The following is a 15,336-nucleotide window of genomic DNA, read 5'->3' on the forward strand; positions in this document are numbered from 1 at the left end:
TCTCAGGAACAGACCGTCCCTTCCTCCGGGACCTTCCCGTCCAGCAGATAGCTGTTCACGGCGTCCCGCACGCACTTGTTCTTGCTGTCGTACGCCCCGTGCCCCTGGCCCTTGTACGTCAGCTCGACGCCGACCCCCTTGCCGAGCGCCCGCGCCATCTTGCGGGCCCCTTCGTACGGCGTGGCCGGGTCGCCCGTGTTGCCGATGACGACGATGGGCGGCGCGCCCTCCGCGCTCACGTCGGGGTGGTCGGCCTGGCCCTCGACCGCCCAGTCGGTGCAGCCGACCATGCCCCACGCGAGGTAGTCGCCGAACAGGGGCGACGCCTTGCGGAACTCGGGCAGCCTCTTCTCGACGTACTCCGTGTCGTAACGCGCCTTGTCGTCCGCGCAGTTGATCGAGATGTTGGCGGACTGGATGTTGCTGTACTCGCCGTCCTCGTTGCGTCCGTTCATCGAGTCGGAGAGCGCCATCAGGATCTTGCCGTCGCCTTCGTAGGCCTCTTCGAGGCCCTGGGTCAGATACGGCCAGAAGTCCTTGGAGTACAGGGACTGCGCGATGCCGCCGGTGGCGGCCGTCTGCGTCAGCTCGCGCGGCGGAATGCCGCGGATCGGCTTGCTGTCCAGGTCCTTCAGGAGCTTCGCGATCCGGTCCTTGACGTCCTGCTCGGTGTCGCCGACCGGGCAGTCCGCCGCCTGTGACGTGCAGTCCTTCGCGAAGTTGTCGAGCGCGAGCTGGAAGCCCTCCGCCTGGCCGAGGGAGCCCTGTTCGGCGGTCTCCGTGGGGTCGACGACGGCGTCGAAGACGGCCCGCCCCACCTTCTTGGGGAACAAGTGTGCGTAGACCCCGCCGAGTTCGGTGCCGTACGAGATGCCGAAGTAGTGCAGCTTGTCGTCGCCGAGGACCTGGCGCATCAGGTCCATGTCGCGGGCGGCGTCGGTGGTGCGCACGTGCGGGAGGGTCTTTCCGGCGTTCTCCTCGCACCCGTTGTTGAACGTGCGGACGTTGTCGAGGTGCTTCTCGCGTTCGGCCTCGTCGTCGGGCGTGGCGTCCTGCTGGAAGTACGTGTCCAGGGCGGAGTCGTCCTCGCACCGGATGCCGGCGCTGCGGCCGACGCCGCGCGGGTCGAAGCTGACCAGGTCGTAGCGGGTGCGCAGCTTGGCGTAGTCCTCTCCGAAGGCGGGCAGCGTGGTGATGCCCGAGCCGCCGGGGCCGCCGAAGTTGAAGACGAGCGAGCCGATGCGGTCGCTCTTGTCGCCGCTCGTGGCCGCCTTGATCAGGGCGATGTCGACCGTTTCGCCCTTGGGCTTCGACCAGTCGAGGGGGGCCTTCATGGTGGCGCACTGCCATTCGGCGCCGCCGGGCAGCGGGGACGGGGCCTCGCCGCCGCCCTCCGCCGCGTCGGGCGCGGGGCAGTCCTTCCAGCTCAGCTTCTGAGCTGACAGATCCTCGTCCTTGGAGTCGTCGCTGCCGCCGCACCCCGCGAGGGCGGCGGACAGGAGCAGGGTGGCGGCGGCCAGTGCGGTGGCGCGCGGCGTGGACTGTGTGGGCATGTGCTCATCCTGTGGTGGGTCCAGACGGTGCGCTCGGGGCGCGGGCCGTGTGGGTGAGGAATCGGCTACTTGGTGAGGGTGGCGGACGACCACCCGACTCCGTGTCAGCCTTCGGCGATCTGCCGGGCCGCGGCCGTCCCCGTCGCCACGCACGCGGCGACGCCCACACCGTCGTACGCGGCACCGCACAGGGCGAGCCCCGGCAGCTTGCCGACGGCCTCACGGACGCGGGCGACGCGCTCGATGTGCCCGACGCCGTACTGCGGCAGACCGCGCTCCCAGCGGGTGACGCGGGCCGCGACGGGCTCGCCGATGGAGCCCAGGGCCTGGTGCAGCTCGATGACGGAGCCGCGGATCAGATGGCGGTCGGGGACGGCGAGGCGGTGCTCCTCGGCGACGCGGCCGATGGAGGTGCGCAGCAGGAAGACGTCGGGTGCCTCCTCGCGCTGCCACCGCCACTTGTTGCTGAGGAACGTGGCCGCCTTGAGGGTGCGTCCGTCGACGGCCGGCACCAGGAAGCCGTTGCCCTCGGGAAACGCCTCTCCGGGGCCGTGGCCGGGCCCGCTCCCGTGCGCCCGGACGAGGGCCTTCGCGCGGGGGAACGCCAAGGTCACCACGGCGGTGCTGGCGTGCTGGATCGCGCCGAGGTCGGCGTCGGCGAGCGGCGCGTGCGGCCGGAGCAGCTCCGCGGCCTCGTACGCGGGTACGGCGAGGATCACCGCGTCCGCCTCCAGGAGGAGAGGGCCGTCGCCTGTGACGGCGAGGACCCGCCACCGTCCTCCCTGTGTGCGCTGCAGCTCACGCGCGCGTGTGCCGGTGAGCACCCGGGCGCCGCTCGCCGCCGCCACGGCGAGGGGCAGGCGCCCGGTGCCGCCGCGCAGTCCCTGGACGGGGACGGTGCGGGGGGCTGCCGCGCGCGGGAAGGCGCCGCCACCGGGCGTACGCATCCGGCGCAGCGCCCCGAGCAGTGGCTCCCCGCGCTCGGCGACCGCCGCCACGCGCGGCAGCACGGCCCGCAGCGAGAGCCGGTCGGGACGGCCCGCGTAGACACCGCCGAGCAGCGGTTCCACGAGCCGGTCCACGGTCTCCTGGCCGAGCCGGCCGCCGAGGTACTCGGCCACCGACGCGTCCTCGGTCATCGGCTCGGCGGGCAGCGTCTCCTCGTGCCGCAGCCTGGCCACGCCGTCGTCGGACAGCAGTCCCGTGCCCGCCAGCGTGTCCGGGGCGGTGGGGATGCCCATGACGTGGCCGGGCGGCAGCGGGCGCAGCGCGCCGTTCGACCACAGGGTGGTGGGCGCCGGGGCCGGGTCGCACAGCGCGTCGCCGAGGCCGACCTCCTGCGCGAGGCGCACGGCCTCCGGACGCAGCGCCATCAGGGACTCGGCGCCCTCGTCGACGGGGACGCCCGCGAGGGTGCCGGTGCGCAGCTTGCCGCCGATGCGAGGGGCACCCTCCAGGACGGTCACTTCCGCGTCGGCACGCAGCCGCCAGGCGGCCGTCAGTCCGCTGATGCCGCCGCCGACGACGATCACTGAACGCTTCATGCCGCGCTCCCTTCCGTACGGGACCGGGTGTCTCCGGAGAGCAGCTCTCGCAGCTCGTCCTGGTAGGGGAAGCTCCCCGGTTCGTACGCGCACCAGGGGTCGGCGGCGAGCACCCGCCCCGTCGCCCCGTACGCGCGCGAACGGGAGCCCCCGCACACGGTGTTGAACTCGCAGCGCCCGCAGGCGCCGCCGAGCAGTGAGGGCTGGCGCAACGTCGTGAACAGCGCGGAGCCGCGGTAGATGTCGACCAGCGGATGGTGCTTCACGTTGCCGGCCGACAGCGGCAGGAAGCCGCTGGGGTGGACCTCTCCGGTGTGCGAGACGAAGACGAAGCCGCGCCCCGAGCCGACGTCCATGGGCGGCCTGCGCACCGCGCGCCGCTCCCCGTCGTGCAGACCGACGGCACGCGCGCGTGCCGTCAGACGGGCGTACAGGGGTCCCAAATCGGGTTCCTCGCCGTGCCGTTCCAGGACGGTGCGCTGGAGGACCACGCGGCGGAAGTGGTGGCCCTCTGTGGTCTTGGTGGCCATCACCGCGCCCGTGTCGTACAGGAAGTGCAGGACGTCCTCGACCTCGTCGGGGGTGAGCGAGGAGAGCTGTTCGCCGCGTCCTGTCGGCACGAGCACGAAGCCGCTCCACAGCATCGCGCCCTCCCTGCGCACCAGGGCCGCGATGTCCGCGAGGTCCTCCAGGCTGTCGCGGGTGACGGTGGTGTTGACCTGTACCTTCAGGCCGAGTTCGCGGGCCGTGCGCCAGCCGTCGAGGGTCCATTCGAAGACGCCGTCCACGCCGCGGAACGCGTCGTGCCGCGCGGCCGTGGACCCGTCGACGCTCAGGGACAGGGCGACGGCGCCCGCGTCGCGCACGGCGGTCAGGTTCGCCCGGTCCAAGGTCGGCGTCCCCGAGGGGGAGACGGCGACGCGCAGTCCGAGCGCTGTTCCGTACGCGACGAGGTCGGTGAGGTCGGGCCGCTGGAACGGGTCCCCGCCGGTGATCACGAAGAGCGGGCTCGGCTTCCCGAAGTCGGCGACCCGGTCCATGAGGCGGCGGGCGTCCGCACCGTCCAGCTCGCGCGGGTCCCGTGCGGGCCGCGCCTCGGCCCTGCAGTGCAGACAGGCCAGCGGGCACGCGCGCGTGGCCTCCCAGATGACGATGAAGGGGCGCTCGGCGACATCGTGCCGCGGACGCCGTACGACGCGGCTCACGAGGCCCGCTCCCAGCCGCGCTTCGGGCGCCGGTTCGCGAGCTCCCGCGGATCCCGGCCGCGGTAGACGACGTACGGCCTGAACAGGTACTTGAAGGGCGCGCTGACGACGTGGGCGAGCCGCGAGAACGGGATCAGCGCGAACAGCGCGAAGCCGAAGACGACGTGCAGCTTGAAGGCGAGCGGCGCGGCGCCCATCAGGTGGTGGTCGGGCTGGAGCGTGAACAGGCTCCGGAACCAGACGGAGATGCCTTCGCGGTAGTTGTAGTCGACCGCTCCGGAGGAGTTGAGGACGGTCGCGACGAGCCCGAGCAGCATCGCCCCGAGCAGCACCGTGTACATCAGGTGGTCACTACGGAGGGTGGCTTTGCGGACGGCCGGCACCGTGAGGCGCCGGTACACGAGGATGCCGATGCCGGCGGCCGCCGCGACGCCCGCGACCGCCCCGGTGGAGACCGCCACCAAGTGGTACGTGTGGTCGCTGACGCCCACCGCGTCGGTCCAGCTGTCCGGGATGACGAGGCCCACGACGTGGCCGAGCACGACGAAGACCATCCCGAAGTGGAAGAGCGGCGAGCCGATGCGCAGCAGCCGCGACTCCTGCAACTGCGAGGAGTGCGTGGTCAGGCCGAACCGGTCGTAGCGGGCCCGCCAGACCAGGCCCGCGATGAGCAGGGTGACGGCGACGTAGGGCATGACGCCCCACAGGAGGAGGTCCATCACGCCGGGGTCCTTTCCTGGGCGGCGGGTGCCTGGGCGGCGGAATCCGGCGCGGCGGGAACGGTGGGCCAGGGGAGGTCCACACCGGGGCCGAAGGGTTCGAGTCCGACCGTCTCGCGGGGTGGTCCGCCGCGGGCCAGCGCCTTCGCCTCGGCGCGTGTCTTCGGAGAGGGGCCGGGAAGCGTCCCGCAGACCGCTTCGAGTACGCGCGCGTAGGGCGTGTCCGCGTCGGTCACGGCGAGCCGCAGCAGTTCGAGTCCGGCCCGGTGCTCCTCCAGGAGGGCCGTGCCGGCCTCCTCCTCGCGGGCGGCGAACTCCAGCAGCACCGGAAGGAAGTCCGGCAGCTCCTGGGAGGCGAACTCCAGGCCGTGCTCGCGGTACACCCGCTTGACGCGCACCAGGGAGAGGCCTCGGTTGCGGGTGTCGCCGTCCGACCACCAGGTGAGGTACAGGCAGCGGCGGTTACGGGTGTCGAAGACGTCCGTGTAGTGCGCGGCGAGGTCCAGGGGGCGCCGCACGCGCGCGTGGGAGATGAATTCCCGCAGCAGCGGGTGGCCGGTCGCTTCGTGGAGGCGGTCCAGATCCGCGTACAGCCGCTCGTCCGGGTACTGGAGGAGCCTTCCGGCGACGAGCCGGACGACGGCGTCGGGGGTCATACGGCCCTCCGGGCGGGGCTGAGGTTCAGCATGACGCGGTCCTTGGAGGCGGTGCCCGGGGCGTCGGCCACCGGGCAGCCGTCGGCCACGTCGTCCAGGGGATGCGCCTCCGCGAGGGCGTCCGCGTCGGCGCGGGCGGCGGTCGGGACGACGTAGCGGTCCTCGTACTTGGCGATCGCGAGGAGCCGGAACATGTCCTCCATCTCCTGGGCGGTGAGGCCGACCGCCGCGGCGATGGACGCGTCGCGCTCCTCACCGAGGTTGATGCGGCGCATGTATGCGCGCATGGCGGCCATCCGGCGCAGCACCGCCTCCACGGCGTAGGTGTCGCCCGCGGTGAGCAGCGCGGCGAGGTACTCCACCGGGATCCGCAGCGCGTCGATCGCTCCGAAGAGGTTGCCCGCGTCCTCCCCGTCGTGGCCCGCGGCGGCCACCGCCTCGACCACGGGGGAGAGCGGCGGCACGTACCAGACCATCGGCATGGTGCGGTACTCCGGGTGCAGCGGCAGCGCGACCTGGTACGTCCTGATCAGGTCGTACACGGGGGAGCGGCGGGCCGCGTCGAGCCACTCGTCGGTGATGCCCGAGGCGCGCGCGGCGGCCACGACCGCAGGGTCGTCCGGGTCGAGGAAGCACTCCAACTGTGCCGGGTAGAGGTCCTGTTCGTCCTCCACGGCGGCGGCCTCGGCGACCTTGTCGGCGTCGTACAGCATGACGCCCAGGTAGCGCATGCGCCCGACGCAGGTCTCCGAGCAGATGGTCGGCATCCCGGCCTCCACGCGCGGGAAGCAGAAGGTGCACTTCTCCGCCTTGCCGGTGGCGTGGTTGAAGTAGACCTTCTTGTATGGGCAGCCCGTCACGCACATCCGCCAGCCGCGGCACTGGTCCTGGTCGACGAGGACGATGCCGTCCTCCACGCGCTTGTACATCGCTCCGGAGGGGCACGACGAGACGCACGCGGGGTTGAGGCAGTGTTCGCAGATCCGCGGCAGGTAGAACATGAAGCTCTGCTCGAATTCGAAGCGGATCCTTTCCCCCACCTCGTCGCGGACCTTCTCGACCAGCGGATCCTTCGGGCCGTGCTCCGGGGCGCCGCCGAGGTTGTCGTCCCAGTTGGGGCCCCACTCGATGGTGCCGATGGGCTCGCCCGTCACCTGCGAGACCGGCTTGGCGACGGGCATGTCGTCACCGGCCGGGGCGTCGGTGAGGTTCTTGTACTCGTACGTCCACGGCTGGTAGTAGTCCGTGAGCTCCGGCAGCTCGGGGTTGGCGAAGAGCCGGCCGAGCCGCTTGAGGCGCCCTCCCGCCCTCAGCCGCAGCCGGCCGGACCTGGTCCGCTCCCAGCCGCCCTTCCACCGCTCCTGGTCCTCCCAGCGGCGCGGATAGCCCTGTCCTGGGAGCGTCTCGACGTTGTTGAACCAGACGTACTCGGTGCCCTTGCGGTTCGTCCACGCCTGCTTGCAGGTGACCGAACACGTGTGGCAGCCGATGCACTTGTCGAGGTTCATGACCATGGCCACTTGGGTCATGACGCGTCCGATGGTGACTCCGTCACGGGGCATCAGTAGGAGACCTCCTGGTCGCGGCGGCGGATGACCGTCACCTCGTCACGCTGGTTGCCCGTCGGGCCCAGGTAGTTGAACGCCCACGTCAACTGGGCGTAGCCGCCCACCAGGTGGGTGGGCTTGAGCATGATCCGGGTGAGGGAGTTGTGGATGCCGCCGCGGCGGCCCGTCTTCTCCGTCTTCGGGACGCCGACGGTCCGCTCCTGGGCGTGGTTCATGTAGACCGTCCCCGGCGGCATCTTGTGGGACACGATCGCGCGGGCCGTGACGACGCCGTTGCGGTTGACGGCCTCGATCCACTCGTTGTCGCGCACGCCGATGGCGTCCGCGTCCTGAGGGGACATCCACACCGTCTGTCCGCCGCGGCCGAGCGTCATCATGTAGAGGTTGTCCTGGTACTGGGAGTGGATCGCCCACTTGTTGTGCGGGGTCAGGAACCGCACGGCGACCTCGCGGCCGTCCGTCCGGGAACCCAACTCGGGCTCTCCGTAGAGGCGGTGCATGTTCAGCGGCGGCTTGTAGACGGGCAGCGCCTCGCCGACCTCGTGGATCCAGTCGTGGTCGAGGAAGAAGTGCTGGCGCCCGGTGAGGGTGTGCCACGGCTTCAGGTGCTCGGTGTTGACGGTGAACGCGGTGTAGCGGCGCCCTCCGGACTCGCTGCCCGACCACTCGGGCGACGTGATGACCGGCACCGGGCGGGCCTGGGTGTCCGCGAAGGTGATCCGCTTGCCCTCCGCCTCGGCGGCCAGGTGCGCCATCTCCGTACCGACGCGCTTCTCCAGCGTCTTGAAGCCCTGGGTGGCCAGGCGGCCGTTGGAGGTCCCGGAGAGCGACAGGATGGCCTCACAGGCCCGCTGGGCGGTGTCCAGGCGGGGCCTGCCGTCCGCGGTGCCGCCGCGCACGGTGCCGTTCTTCTCCTTCAGGTACGCGACTTCCTCGGCGACGTCGAACGTGACCGCCTTCGTGGTGACGCCGAGCTCGTCGACGAGCGGGCCGAGCGCCGCGAACTTCTCGCCCACCGCTCCGTAGTCCCGCTCCACGACGGCCAGGTTGTACATCGTGCGTCCCGGGACGGGCTCGCACTCGCCCTTCGACCAGTCGAGCGCCACCCCGCCGGGCTGCGCCATCTCGCCGCCCGGGGTGTCGTGCTGCAGCGCCGTGGCGACGAGGTCGCGGCGCACGCCCAGGTGCTCGCCCGCCAGCTCGCCGAACCGGCGCGCGACGGCGAGGAACGCGTCGTAGTCGGTGCGCGCCTGCCAGGGCGGGTCCACGGCCGGTGTGAAGGCGTGCAGGAAGGGATGCATGTCCGTGGAGGACAGATCGTGCTTCTCGTACCAGGTGGCGGCCGGCAGGACGACGTCGGAGAGCAGCGTCGTGGACGTCATCCGGAAGTCGAGGCAGAGCAGCAGATCGAGCTTCCCCTCGACGTCCTCGGGGTGCCACTTCACGTCGCGGGGCGCGCACCGCGGCCCGTCAGCGGGGAGGTTGGAGTGCGTGCCGAGCAGATGCTTCAGGAAGTACTCGTTGCCCTTGGAGGACGAGCCGAGCAGGTTCGCCCGCCATACGTTGAGCACGCGCGGCCAGTTGCCGGGCGCGTCGGGGTCCTCGCCCGCGAAGCCCAGCGTGCCCTCCTTCAGCTCCCGCACGGTGTCGGCCACGGGGTCCTCGGTGGCGCCCAGGTCCAGCGGGTTGCGGTCGAAGGTCGGGTACGACGGCATCCAGCCCATGCGCGCGGACGCGGCGAGACAGTCGGCGCCCGTCATCCCGTCGAAACGGCCCTCTCCCAGAGGGGACGCGAGGGACTCGGCGGGGAGGGTGTCGTAGCGCCACTGGTCGGTGTGCAGGTAGAACCAGCCCGCGCCGATCATGTGCCGGGGCGGCCGCCCCCAGTCGGAGGCGCTCGCGAGCGTCGCCCAGCCGGTCACCGGGCGGCACTTCTCCTGCCCCACGTAGTGCCCCCATCCGCCGCCGTTGCGCCCCTGACAGCCGGTGAGCGTGAGCAGCGCGAGGAACGCGCGGTACGTCGTCTCCGCGTGGAACCAGTGGTTGGTCCCCGCGCCCATGAGGATCATGCAGCGCCCTTGTGACGCCTCGGCCGTGTCGGCGAACTCGCGCGCCACGCGCGTGGCCTGCGCGGCCGGCACGGACGTGAGGGTCTCCTGCCAGGCGGGTGTGCCGGGCTGGGAGGCGTCTTCGTAGGAGGCGGGCCACTCACCGGGCAGCCCCGCGCGCGGGACCCCGTACTGGGCGAGCATCAGGTCGTGGACGGTGGTGACGAGCCGGCCGCCGACGCGGCGTACGGGAACGCCGCGGCGTACGACACCGCCCTCGCCGTGGGCACCCTCTTCGAAGCGGGGCAGCACGATCTCCGCGGCGCCCTCGCCGTACAGGGTGAGCCGGGGCACGGTGTCGCCGAGGTCGAGGTTCCAGTCGGGGGTCCCGGACGTACCCCAGCGGTGGCCGAGCGTGCCGTTGGGCACGGTGAGGTCGCCGCTCGCGTCGTCGATCAGGACGGTCTTCCACCGCGCGTTCTCGGTCTCCTCGCCGATGTCGGCGGCGGTGAGGAACTTGTGCGGCACGAGACCCTTCTCGGTCTCGGCGAGCGTGACCAGGAAAGGCAGGTCCGTGTAGCGGCGCACGTAATCCTGGAAGAACGGGGTCTGCCGTTCGACGAAGAATTCCTTGAGGATCACGTGCCCCATCGCGAGGGCCAGCGCGCCGTCCGTTCCGGGGTGCGGGTGCATCCATTCGTCGGCGAACTTCGTGTTGTCCGCGAAATCCGGCGACACGGTGACGACTTTCTGCCCGCGGTAGCGCGCCTCCGCCATCCAGTGCGCGTCCGGAGTCCGCGTCACCGGCACATTGGAACCCCACATCATCAGATACGCGGCGTCCCACCAGTCACCCGACTCCGGTACGTCGGTCTGGTCGCCGAACACCTGCGGAGAGGCGACGGGGAGATCCGCGTACCAGTCGTAGAAGGACAGCATCGGGGCGCCGATCAGGGAATGGAAACGGGCCCCCGCGGCGTGCGACGCCATCGACATCGCGGGAATGGGGGAGAACCCCGCGACACGGTCCGGGCCGTGCTCCTTGATGGTATGCACGTGGGCCGCCGCCACGATCTCGACGGCCTCGTCCCAACTCGCCCGCACCAGGCCGCCCTTGCCGCGCGCCCGCTGGTAGCGCCGGCGGCGCTCGGGGTCGCCCTGGATGTCGGCCCAGGCGAGCACGGGGTCCTTCAGTCGCGCCTTGGCCTCTCGGTACATTTCGAGAAGGGTTCCGCGCACATGGGGATAACGCACGCGCGTGGGCGAGTACGTGTACCAGGAGAACGAGGCTCCGCGCGGACATCCGCGGGGTTCGTATTCGGGACGGTCGGGTCCCACGGAGGGATAGTCCGTGGCCTGCGTCTCCCAGGTGATGATGCCGTCCTTGACGTACACCTTCCAGCGGCACGATCCCGTGCAGTTCACGCCGTGCGTGGAATGCACGACCTTGTCGTGGCTCCAACGGTCACGGTAGAAGGATTCCCCGTCCCGGCCTCCCGTGTGCTGCACCCGGTGCAGATCCTCGGAGGTCTCCGCGGTCCGGGTGAAGAAACTCCCGGCCTTCACGAGCGACTCGGCGATGTCTTTCCTCTGCTGCAACGTCACATCTCCCGGCCGTCCCGAAGAAAAGGCCGCACGGCACGTGCCACCTGCAACGACCCTAAGCCTGGCGGGGGTTGACATACCGGGGACTTAGGTCCCGTGCAGGGGTGACCTCTTTCCGGAATTGTTCGGGCCCTGTGCTGGGATGCTGGAACGCATGGGTAGGAAGAAGCGGGGCGCGCTCCGTTCGTGGCTGCCGAACCAGCACGGCGCGTGGGCGATGCTCGCGGTGCCGTTCGCGGCGGGCGCGTTCCTCGGCGACGGGCCGGGCGAAGGCCCCCGGTGGGCCCACCTGCCGCTGTTCGTCGCCTGGTTGGCGGGGTACGTCACCGCATTCCACGTCCAGCAGTGGCTCCGCCTTCGCTGCCTCTCCCGCAACCCGAGGGCCCCGCGCCGCCACGTGCGTCCCGCCCTCGGCGCGGCGGCGGTCTCCGCAGTCTTCGGAGTGCCGCTCCTGTTCGCGTACCCCTGGCTGCTGCTCGCGGCCGCCTGTGCCGCGCCCTTCGTGGCCGTCAACACCTGGTACGCGTGGCGCAACGAGGAGCGGGCCCTCCTGAACGGCCTGGCCGCGGTGGTCCCCGCCTGCGGCATGCTCCTCGTCACCCTGCGGATGGGCGGCGGCGAGCTCTCCGAAGGCTGGCGCCCCGCACTCGCCTGCCTGCTGTTCTTCGCGGGAACGGTGCCCTACGTGAAGACGATGATCCGGGAGCGCGACTCACGCGCGTACTACCGGGCGTCGGTGACGTACCACGTCCTCGCCGTGCCCGTCGCGTACATGCTCGGTCCCTGGCTCGCGGTCCTGTTCGCGGCCTACCTGGCGCGCGCGGCGGTGCTCCCCGGGAAGGGCCTCAAGGTGCCGGTGGTCGGGGCGGTGGAGGTCATGGGCGCGGTGCTGCTGGCGGCCGCGCTCCTGCTGGTGTTCTGAGGGCCCGCTGACCGTGCCGGACGGTCAGAGCAGGCCCTTCCTTGTGAGGTGGTTGAAGAACAGCCACCCGGGGAGCACCGGAAGCCACAGCGTGAGAAGGCGGTACAGCAGCACCGCGGGCGCCGCCACGTCCTTGGGCACGCCCACCGCGATCAGGCCGAGGGTCAGCGTCGCCTCGACCGCGCCGACACCGCCGGGTGTCGGCGCCGCCGACCCCAGGGCGTTGCCCGCGAGGAAGACGACCGCGACGCTCGCGAGGCTCAGCGACGTCATCTGTTCGTTGCCGAAGGCCCGCACCGAGGCGTCCAGACAGAGCACGAACATCAGGGTGAGCAGCAGCATCCCGCCGATGCCGGTGAGCAGCTTCTGCGGCCGCTGGAGCACGTCCAGCATGCGCGGCACGACACCGGCGAAAAGCGACCGCACGCGCGTGACGACGAATTTGCGCAGGAACGGGATGGCGGTCACCACGAGGACCAGCACCGCGACCGACAGCAGACCGGCGATGACGGTCCGGGACGGCGTGAACGACGGCGTCTTCTCCGTACCCGTCAGATACCCGAAGATCAGCAGCAGCAGGATGTGCGAACCGAGCCCGAAGAGCTGCGAGGCGCCGACGCTCGCCACCGCGAGGCCCGAGCGCACCCCGGACCGCTGGAGGAACCGCGTGTTCAGCGCGACACCGCCGACCGCGGCGGGCGCCACGATCTTCACGAACGACCCGGCGACCTGCGCCGCCACCGCCCGCAGGAACGGCACCCGCTCCGGCACGAACCCCAGCAGGCTCATCGCGGCCGCGAAGTAGCTCAGCGCGGAGAAGCCGACCGCGGCGGCCACCCAGCCCCACTCCGCCTCCTGGAAGAGGGTGCCGAATTCGACGTGCGTCAGCTGCGAGAGCAGGAAGTAGGCACCGATGGCGCCGGCGATGAAGCTGATCAGCGTGCGCGGCCTGATCCGCTCCAGCTGCGCGGGCTCGACCGGCGCCGTCGGGCGGATGAGCAGCACCTGGTGGCGGATCTGGGTGAGCAGATCCTCCTCGCGCGCCTGCTCCAGGGCATCGTCTATGGCCTGCTTCTCGGCCTGCCGCTCCTGCTTGGCCGCCTGCTTCTCCTGCTTCGAGGACGGCTTGTCCGGCTGCCCGTCCTCGGCGACCTCCACACGCACGCTCTGCCGGGACTTGCGGGAGGCCTCCAGGACGGCCTCCCGCTCGCGCTGGGACCGTTCACGGGCCAGCTTGCTCAGCGTGGAGCGGGTGGAGCGGGTGAGGGCGATGGGCTGCAGCAGCGGCAGGCAGTCGGCCACCGCGTCGGGACCGAGGATCTCGACGGCGGTGGCGACCGCGCGCTCGGCACCCACCCGCAGGCCGAGGGCCGCCAGGAGCTGGGCGATGTCGATGCGCAGGACCAGGTCGCCCGCGGCGATCTCGCCGCCCCGCAGATCCGTGAGGATCACCGTGCCGGAACGATCCACCAGAATCGCGTCGCCCGCGAGCCTGCGGTGCGCGATCCGCCGGGACTGCAGGGCCTGCACCTGACGCCAGGTGTCGCACAGCAGCTCGTCGGTGATGGCTTCGTCCGGCAGGGAGTCCAGGGAGTGGCCGCCCGTGTGCTCGTAGACGAGCATCACGGCGTCGGGGCCGAGCTCGGAGGTGGCGATCAGCTTGGGCGCGTTCGCCCCGGCCGCGATGGCCGCGTACGCGAGGAGGGCCTCCTGCTCCAGCGCCTGACGCAGGGACTGCAGGCTGCGCCGCTGGGTGATGCCCCGGAGGGTGAGCCTGCGCCAGACGCGGTAGAAGAAGCCCTGCGCCTGCTGTTCGCGGTCGATGACCGTGACGTCGAGCGGAGGGCCGTCTTCCAGAGTGACGAAATAGCGGCGCCCGCGGTCGCCGTGCTCGCTGTCGGGGGACTCCTCGCGGGAGGCGCTCACGGGGTGGAAGCCGACGTGCCGCAGGCCGGCGAGCAGCGTCTGCCCGGTGGGCCGCACGTTGGGCGAGCCGACCGCGTAGAGCGTTCCGTAGGCCACGGCCCAGCCGATGAGCACCGTCAGGATGATCGAGAAGGGCGTCGTGTAGCCGGTGACCAGCATCGTGAACGCGTCGAGCAGCAGCACCACGAACAGCACCAGGCGCCAGCGCGGTCTGCGGGACATGCCGACGGCCGTCATGTACGCGATCACGGGCGCGAGATAGCCGTGCACCGGATCGGTGAACGCGTGGAGGTCGGCGGGGGACGGTTTGGTCAGCGCGTCCTGGATCGAGTCCGGGGCGGCCTTCGCGACCCAGAGGTCGGTGGCGAGCGTCACGCCGTGCGCCAGCACGGCGGCCAGGACGCCGTCGGCGATGCGCAGCCCGTCCCGTTTGATCAGCCGCTCGATCGCGAACGCGACGGGGACGAGCAGCACACCGATGCTGGCGACGAGTCCCGCGACCTTGATCAGCAGGTCGGGCGCCTGTTCGGTGCCCTTGTCGATGTCCTGCTCGAGCCCGGACGTCGTGCCGTGCGCGAACGCGGCGATGGAGAGGAGCACGGCGATGGCGAGGACGCCGACGAGGAGCCGCATGAGGTCGGACGGGCGGTGCACGCGGGCGGCGAGCAACGGTTCGTCGCGCTCGACACGCTCGGCGTGGGCCCCGTCGTCGGCGCAGCCGGGGCCGTGGTCGAGGTCGGTCCCGGGGCCGTCGCCGACGTCGGTCCTCCCGTTGCCGTTCTCGTTCTTCTCGCTCTTCAGGGCGCGCTCACCGGTGTCCAGGTGTGACTCGGACGCAGAGGTGCCCGCCTTCTCATCGGGATGCACGCCCTGCCGCTCCGTGGTCTCTTCTTGATCTCGTATCACCAGTCACCGCCCGCACGATGGTGGCATGTCCAGCCCGTGGAGGGGGGCAGCAGGGGGCAACGCAAGGCTGCGAAGTGGTCACGAAACGACACTTTGCGCCCTGTCGGACGGGTAGCGGCACGCTGTGTGGCGGGCCTGTCACCGTGTCGGTGGCGTACGGCAGGATGGTCCGGATGAGCGAGTTGCCGGAGTACGCGGAACGGGTCCTGGAGGTCGCGGAACTGATCCCTCCGGGTCGGGTGATGACCTACGGGGACGTTGCCGAGTGGCTGGAGGAGGGTGGTCCCCGACAGGTCGGACGCGTGATGGCCCTCTACGGAGGGGGCGTTCCGTGGTGGCGTGTCGTCCGCTCCGACGGCGTGCTCCTGCCCGGCCACGAACTCCGGGCCCTGGAGAGGTACCGGGAGGAGGGCACCCCTCTGCGGCAGGCCTCGCGCGCCGCCCAGGGACACGTCCCGAAGCTCGACATGCGGCGGGCGCGGTGGGACGGCGCGACGTCGGGGGGCCCGACTGCGGACGGCGAGGCTCCGGCGGGCCCGGCAGGGGAGGGCCCTGCTCCGGTCGGCGTCGTTCCGGACGGCCCGGCGTCGGAGGGCGCGGCCCCGGTCGGCGCGGCTCCAAAGGATCACACCTGACAGCTTCCGGCATCCGGCGGCCCGACGGGGGACCGGTGGCCCGTACGGG

At 71.4% G+C, this 15,336-nt stretch carries 10 protein-coding genes; 2 read left to right on the forward strand and 8 right to left on the reverse strand.

Going from position 1 to position 15,336, the window contains the following annotated elements:
- Positions 1 to 2: 2 nt before the first annotated feature.
- The 7 genes from AC07DO_RS22770 to AC07DO_RS22800 all read right to left on the reverse strand — a co-directional run bounded on the left by AC07DO_RS22770 (position 3) and on the right by AC07DO_RS22800 (position 10,892).
- The gene (locus tag AC07DO_RS22770) at positions 3 to 1,553 is read right to left on the reverse strand and encodes an alpha/beta hydrolase (RefSeq protein WP_479062087.1); all 1,551 of its coding nucleotides are present in this window, start codon (positions 1,551 to 1,553) and stop codon (positions 3 to 5) included.
- A 104-nt stretch (positions 1,554 to 1,657) separates the two neighbouring features.
- Positions 1,658 to 3,097 (reverse strand): protoporphyrinogen oxidase, encoded by a 1,440-nt coding sequence (gene hemG / locus AC07DO_RS22775; protein ID WP_479062089.1) that lies wholly within the window; start codon positions 3,095 to 3,097, stop codon positions 1,658 to 1,660.
- Positions 3,094 to 4,302 (reverse strand): TIGR04053 family radical SAM/SPASM domain-containing protein, encoded by a 1,209-nt coding sequence (locus tag AC07DO_RS22780; RefSeq protein ID WP_479062090.1) that lies wholly within the window; start codon positions 4,300 to 4,302, stop codon positions 3,094 to 3,096. The genes hemG and AC07DO_RS22780 overlap by 4 nt, the downstream gene beginning before the upstream one ends.
- Complete coding sequence (narI, locus tag AC07DO_RS22785) at positions 4,299 to 5,021, reverse strand: respiratory nitrate reductase subunit gamma (RefSeq protein WP_479062481.1); 723 nt, start codon at positions 5,019 to 5,021, stop codon at positions 4,299 to 4,301. The genes AC07DO_RS22780 and narI overlap by 4 nt, the downstream gene beginning before the upstream one ends.
- Positions 5,021 to 5,677 carry a nitrate reductase molybdenum cofactor assembly chaperone gene (narJ, locus tag AC07DO_RS22790; protein WP_479062091.1) on the reverse strand — a complete coding sequence of 219 codons (657 nt, stop codon included), beginning with the start codon at positions 5,675 to 5,677 and terminating at the stop codon, positions 5,021 to 5,023. The genes narI and narJ overlap by 1 nt, the downstream gene beginning before the upstream one ends.
- Positions 5,674 to 7,239 (reverse strand): nitrate reductase subunit beta, encoded by a 1,566-nt coding sequence (narH, locus tag AC07DO_RS22795; RefSeq protein WP_479062092.1) that lies wholly within the window; start codon positions 7,237 to 7,239, stop codon positions 5,674 to 5,676. The genes narJ and narH overlap by 4 nt, the downstream gene beginning before the upstream one ends.
- Positions 7,239 to 10,892, reverse strand: coding sequence for a nitrate reductase subunit alpha (locus AC07DO_RS22800; protein ID WP_479062093.1), 3,654 nt, complete (start codon positions 10,890 to 10,892; stop codon positions 7,239 to 7,241). The genes narH and AC07DO_RS22800 overlap by 1 nt, the downstream gene beginning before the upstream one ends.
- Positions 10,893 to 11,052: 160 nt before the next feature.
- Here AC07DO_RS22800 and AC07DO_RS22805 point away from each other — a divergent pair, with 160 nt between their 5' ends.
- Positions 11,053 to 11,820 carry a YwiC-like family protein gene (locus AC07DO_RS22805; RefSeq protein WP_479062094.1) on the forward strand — a complete coding sequence of 256 codons (768 nt, stop codon included), beginning with the start codon at positions 11,053 to 11,055 and terminating at the stop codon, positions 11,818 to 11,820.
- Positions 11,821 to 11,844: 24 nt separating this feature from the next.
- Here AC07DO_RS22805 and AC07DO_RS22810 read toward each other — a convergent pair whose 3' ends face one another.
- Positions 11,845 to 14,613: a lysylphosphatidylglycerol synthase transmembrane domain-containing protein gene (locus AC07DO_RS22810; protein WP_479062095.1), complete on the reverse strand. Its 2,769-nt coding sequence runs from the start codon at positions 14,611 to 14,613 to the stop codon at positions 11,845 to 11,847.
- A gap of 203 nt (positions 14,614 to 14,816) precedes the next feature.
- On the opposite strand from AC07DO_RS22810, the gene AC07DO_RS22815 reads away from it, so the two are divergent.
- The gene (locus tag AC07DO_RS22815; RefSeq protein ID WP_479062483.1) at positions 14,817 to 15,287 is read left to right on the forward strand and encodes an MGMT family protein; all 471 of its coding nucleotides are present in this window, start codon (positions 14,817 to 14,819) and stop codon (positions 15,285 to 15,287) included.
- Positions 15,288 to 15,336: the final 49 nt, after the last annotated feature.

This window comes from Streptomyces sp. NPDC045678, from assembly GCF_056432085.1.

Coding starts and splice junctions, on each gene's coding strand:
- AC07DO_RS22770 (WP_479062087.1), bottom strand. CDS start 1,553: ATGCCCACACAGTCCACGCCGCGCGCCACCGCACTGGCCGCCGCCACC.
- hemG (WP_479062089.1), bottom strand. CDS start 3,097: ATGAAGCGTTCAGTGATCGTCGTCGGCGGCGGCATCAGCGGACTGACG.
- narI (WP_479062481.1), bottom strand. CDS start 5,021: ATGGACCTCCTCCTGTGGGGCGTCATGCCCTACGTCGCCGTCACCCTG.
- narJ (WP_479062091.1), bottom strand. CDS start 5,677: ATGACCCCCGACGCCGTCGTCCGGCTCGTCGCCGGAAGGCTCCTCCAG.
- narH (WP_479062092.1), bottom strand. CDS start 7,239: ATGCCCCGTGACGGAGTCACCATCGGACGCGTCATGACCCAAGTGGCC.
- AC07DO_RS22805 (WP_479062094.1), top strand. CDS start 11,053: ATGGGTAGGAAGAAGCGGGGCGCGCTCCGTTCGTGGCTGCCGAACCAG.
- AC07DO_RS22815 (WP_479062483.1), top strand. CDS start 14,817: ATGGTCCGGATGAGCGAGTTGCCGGAGTACGCGGAACGGGTCCTGGAG.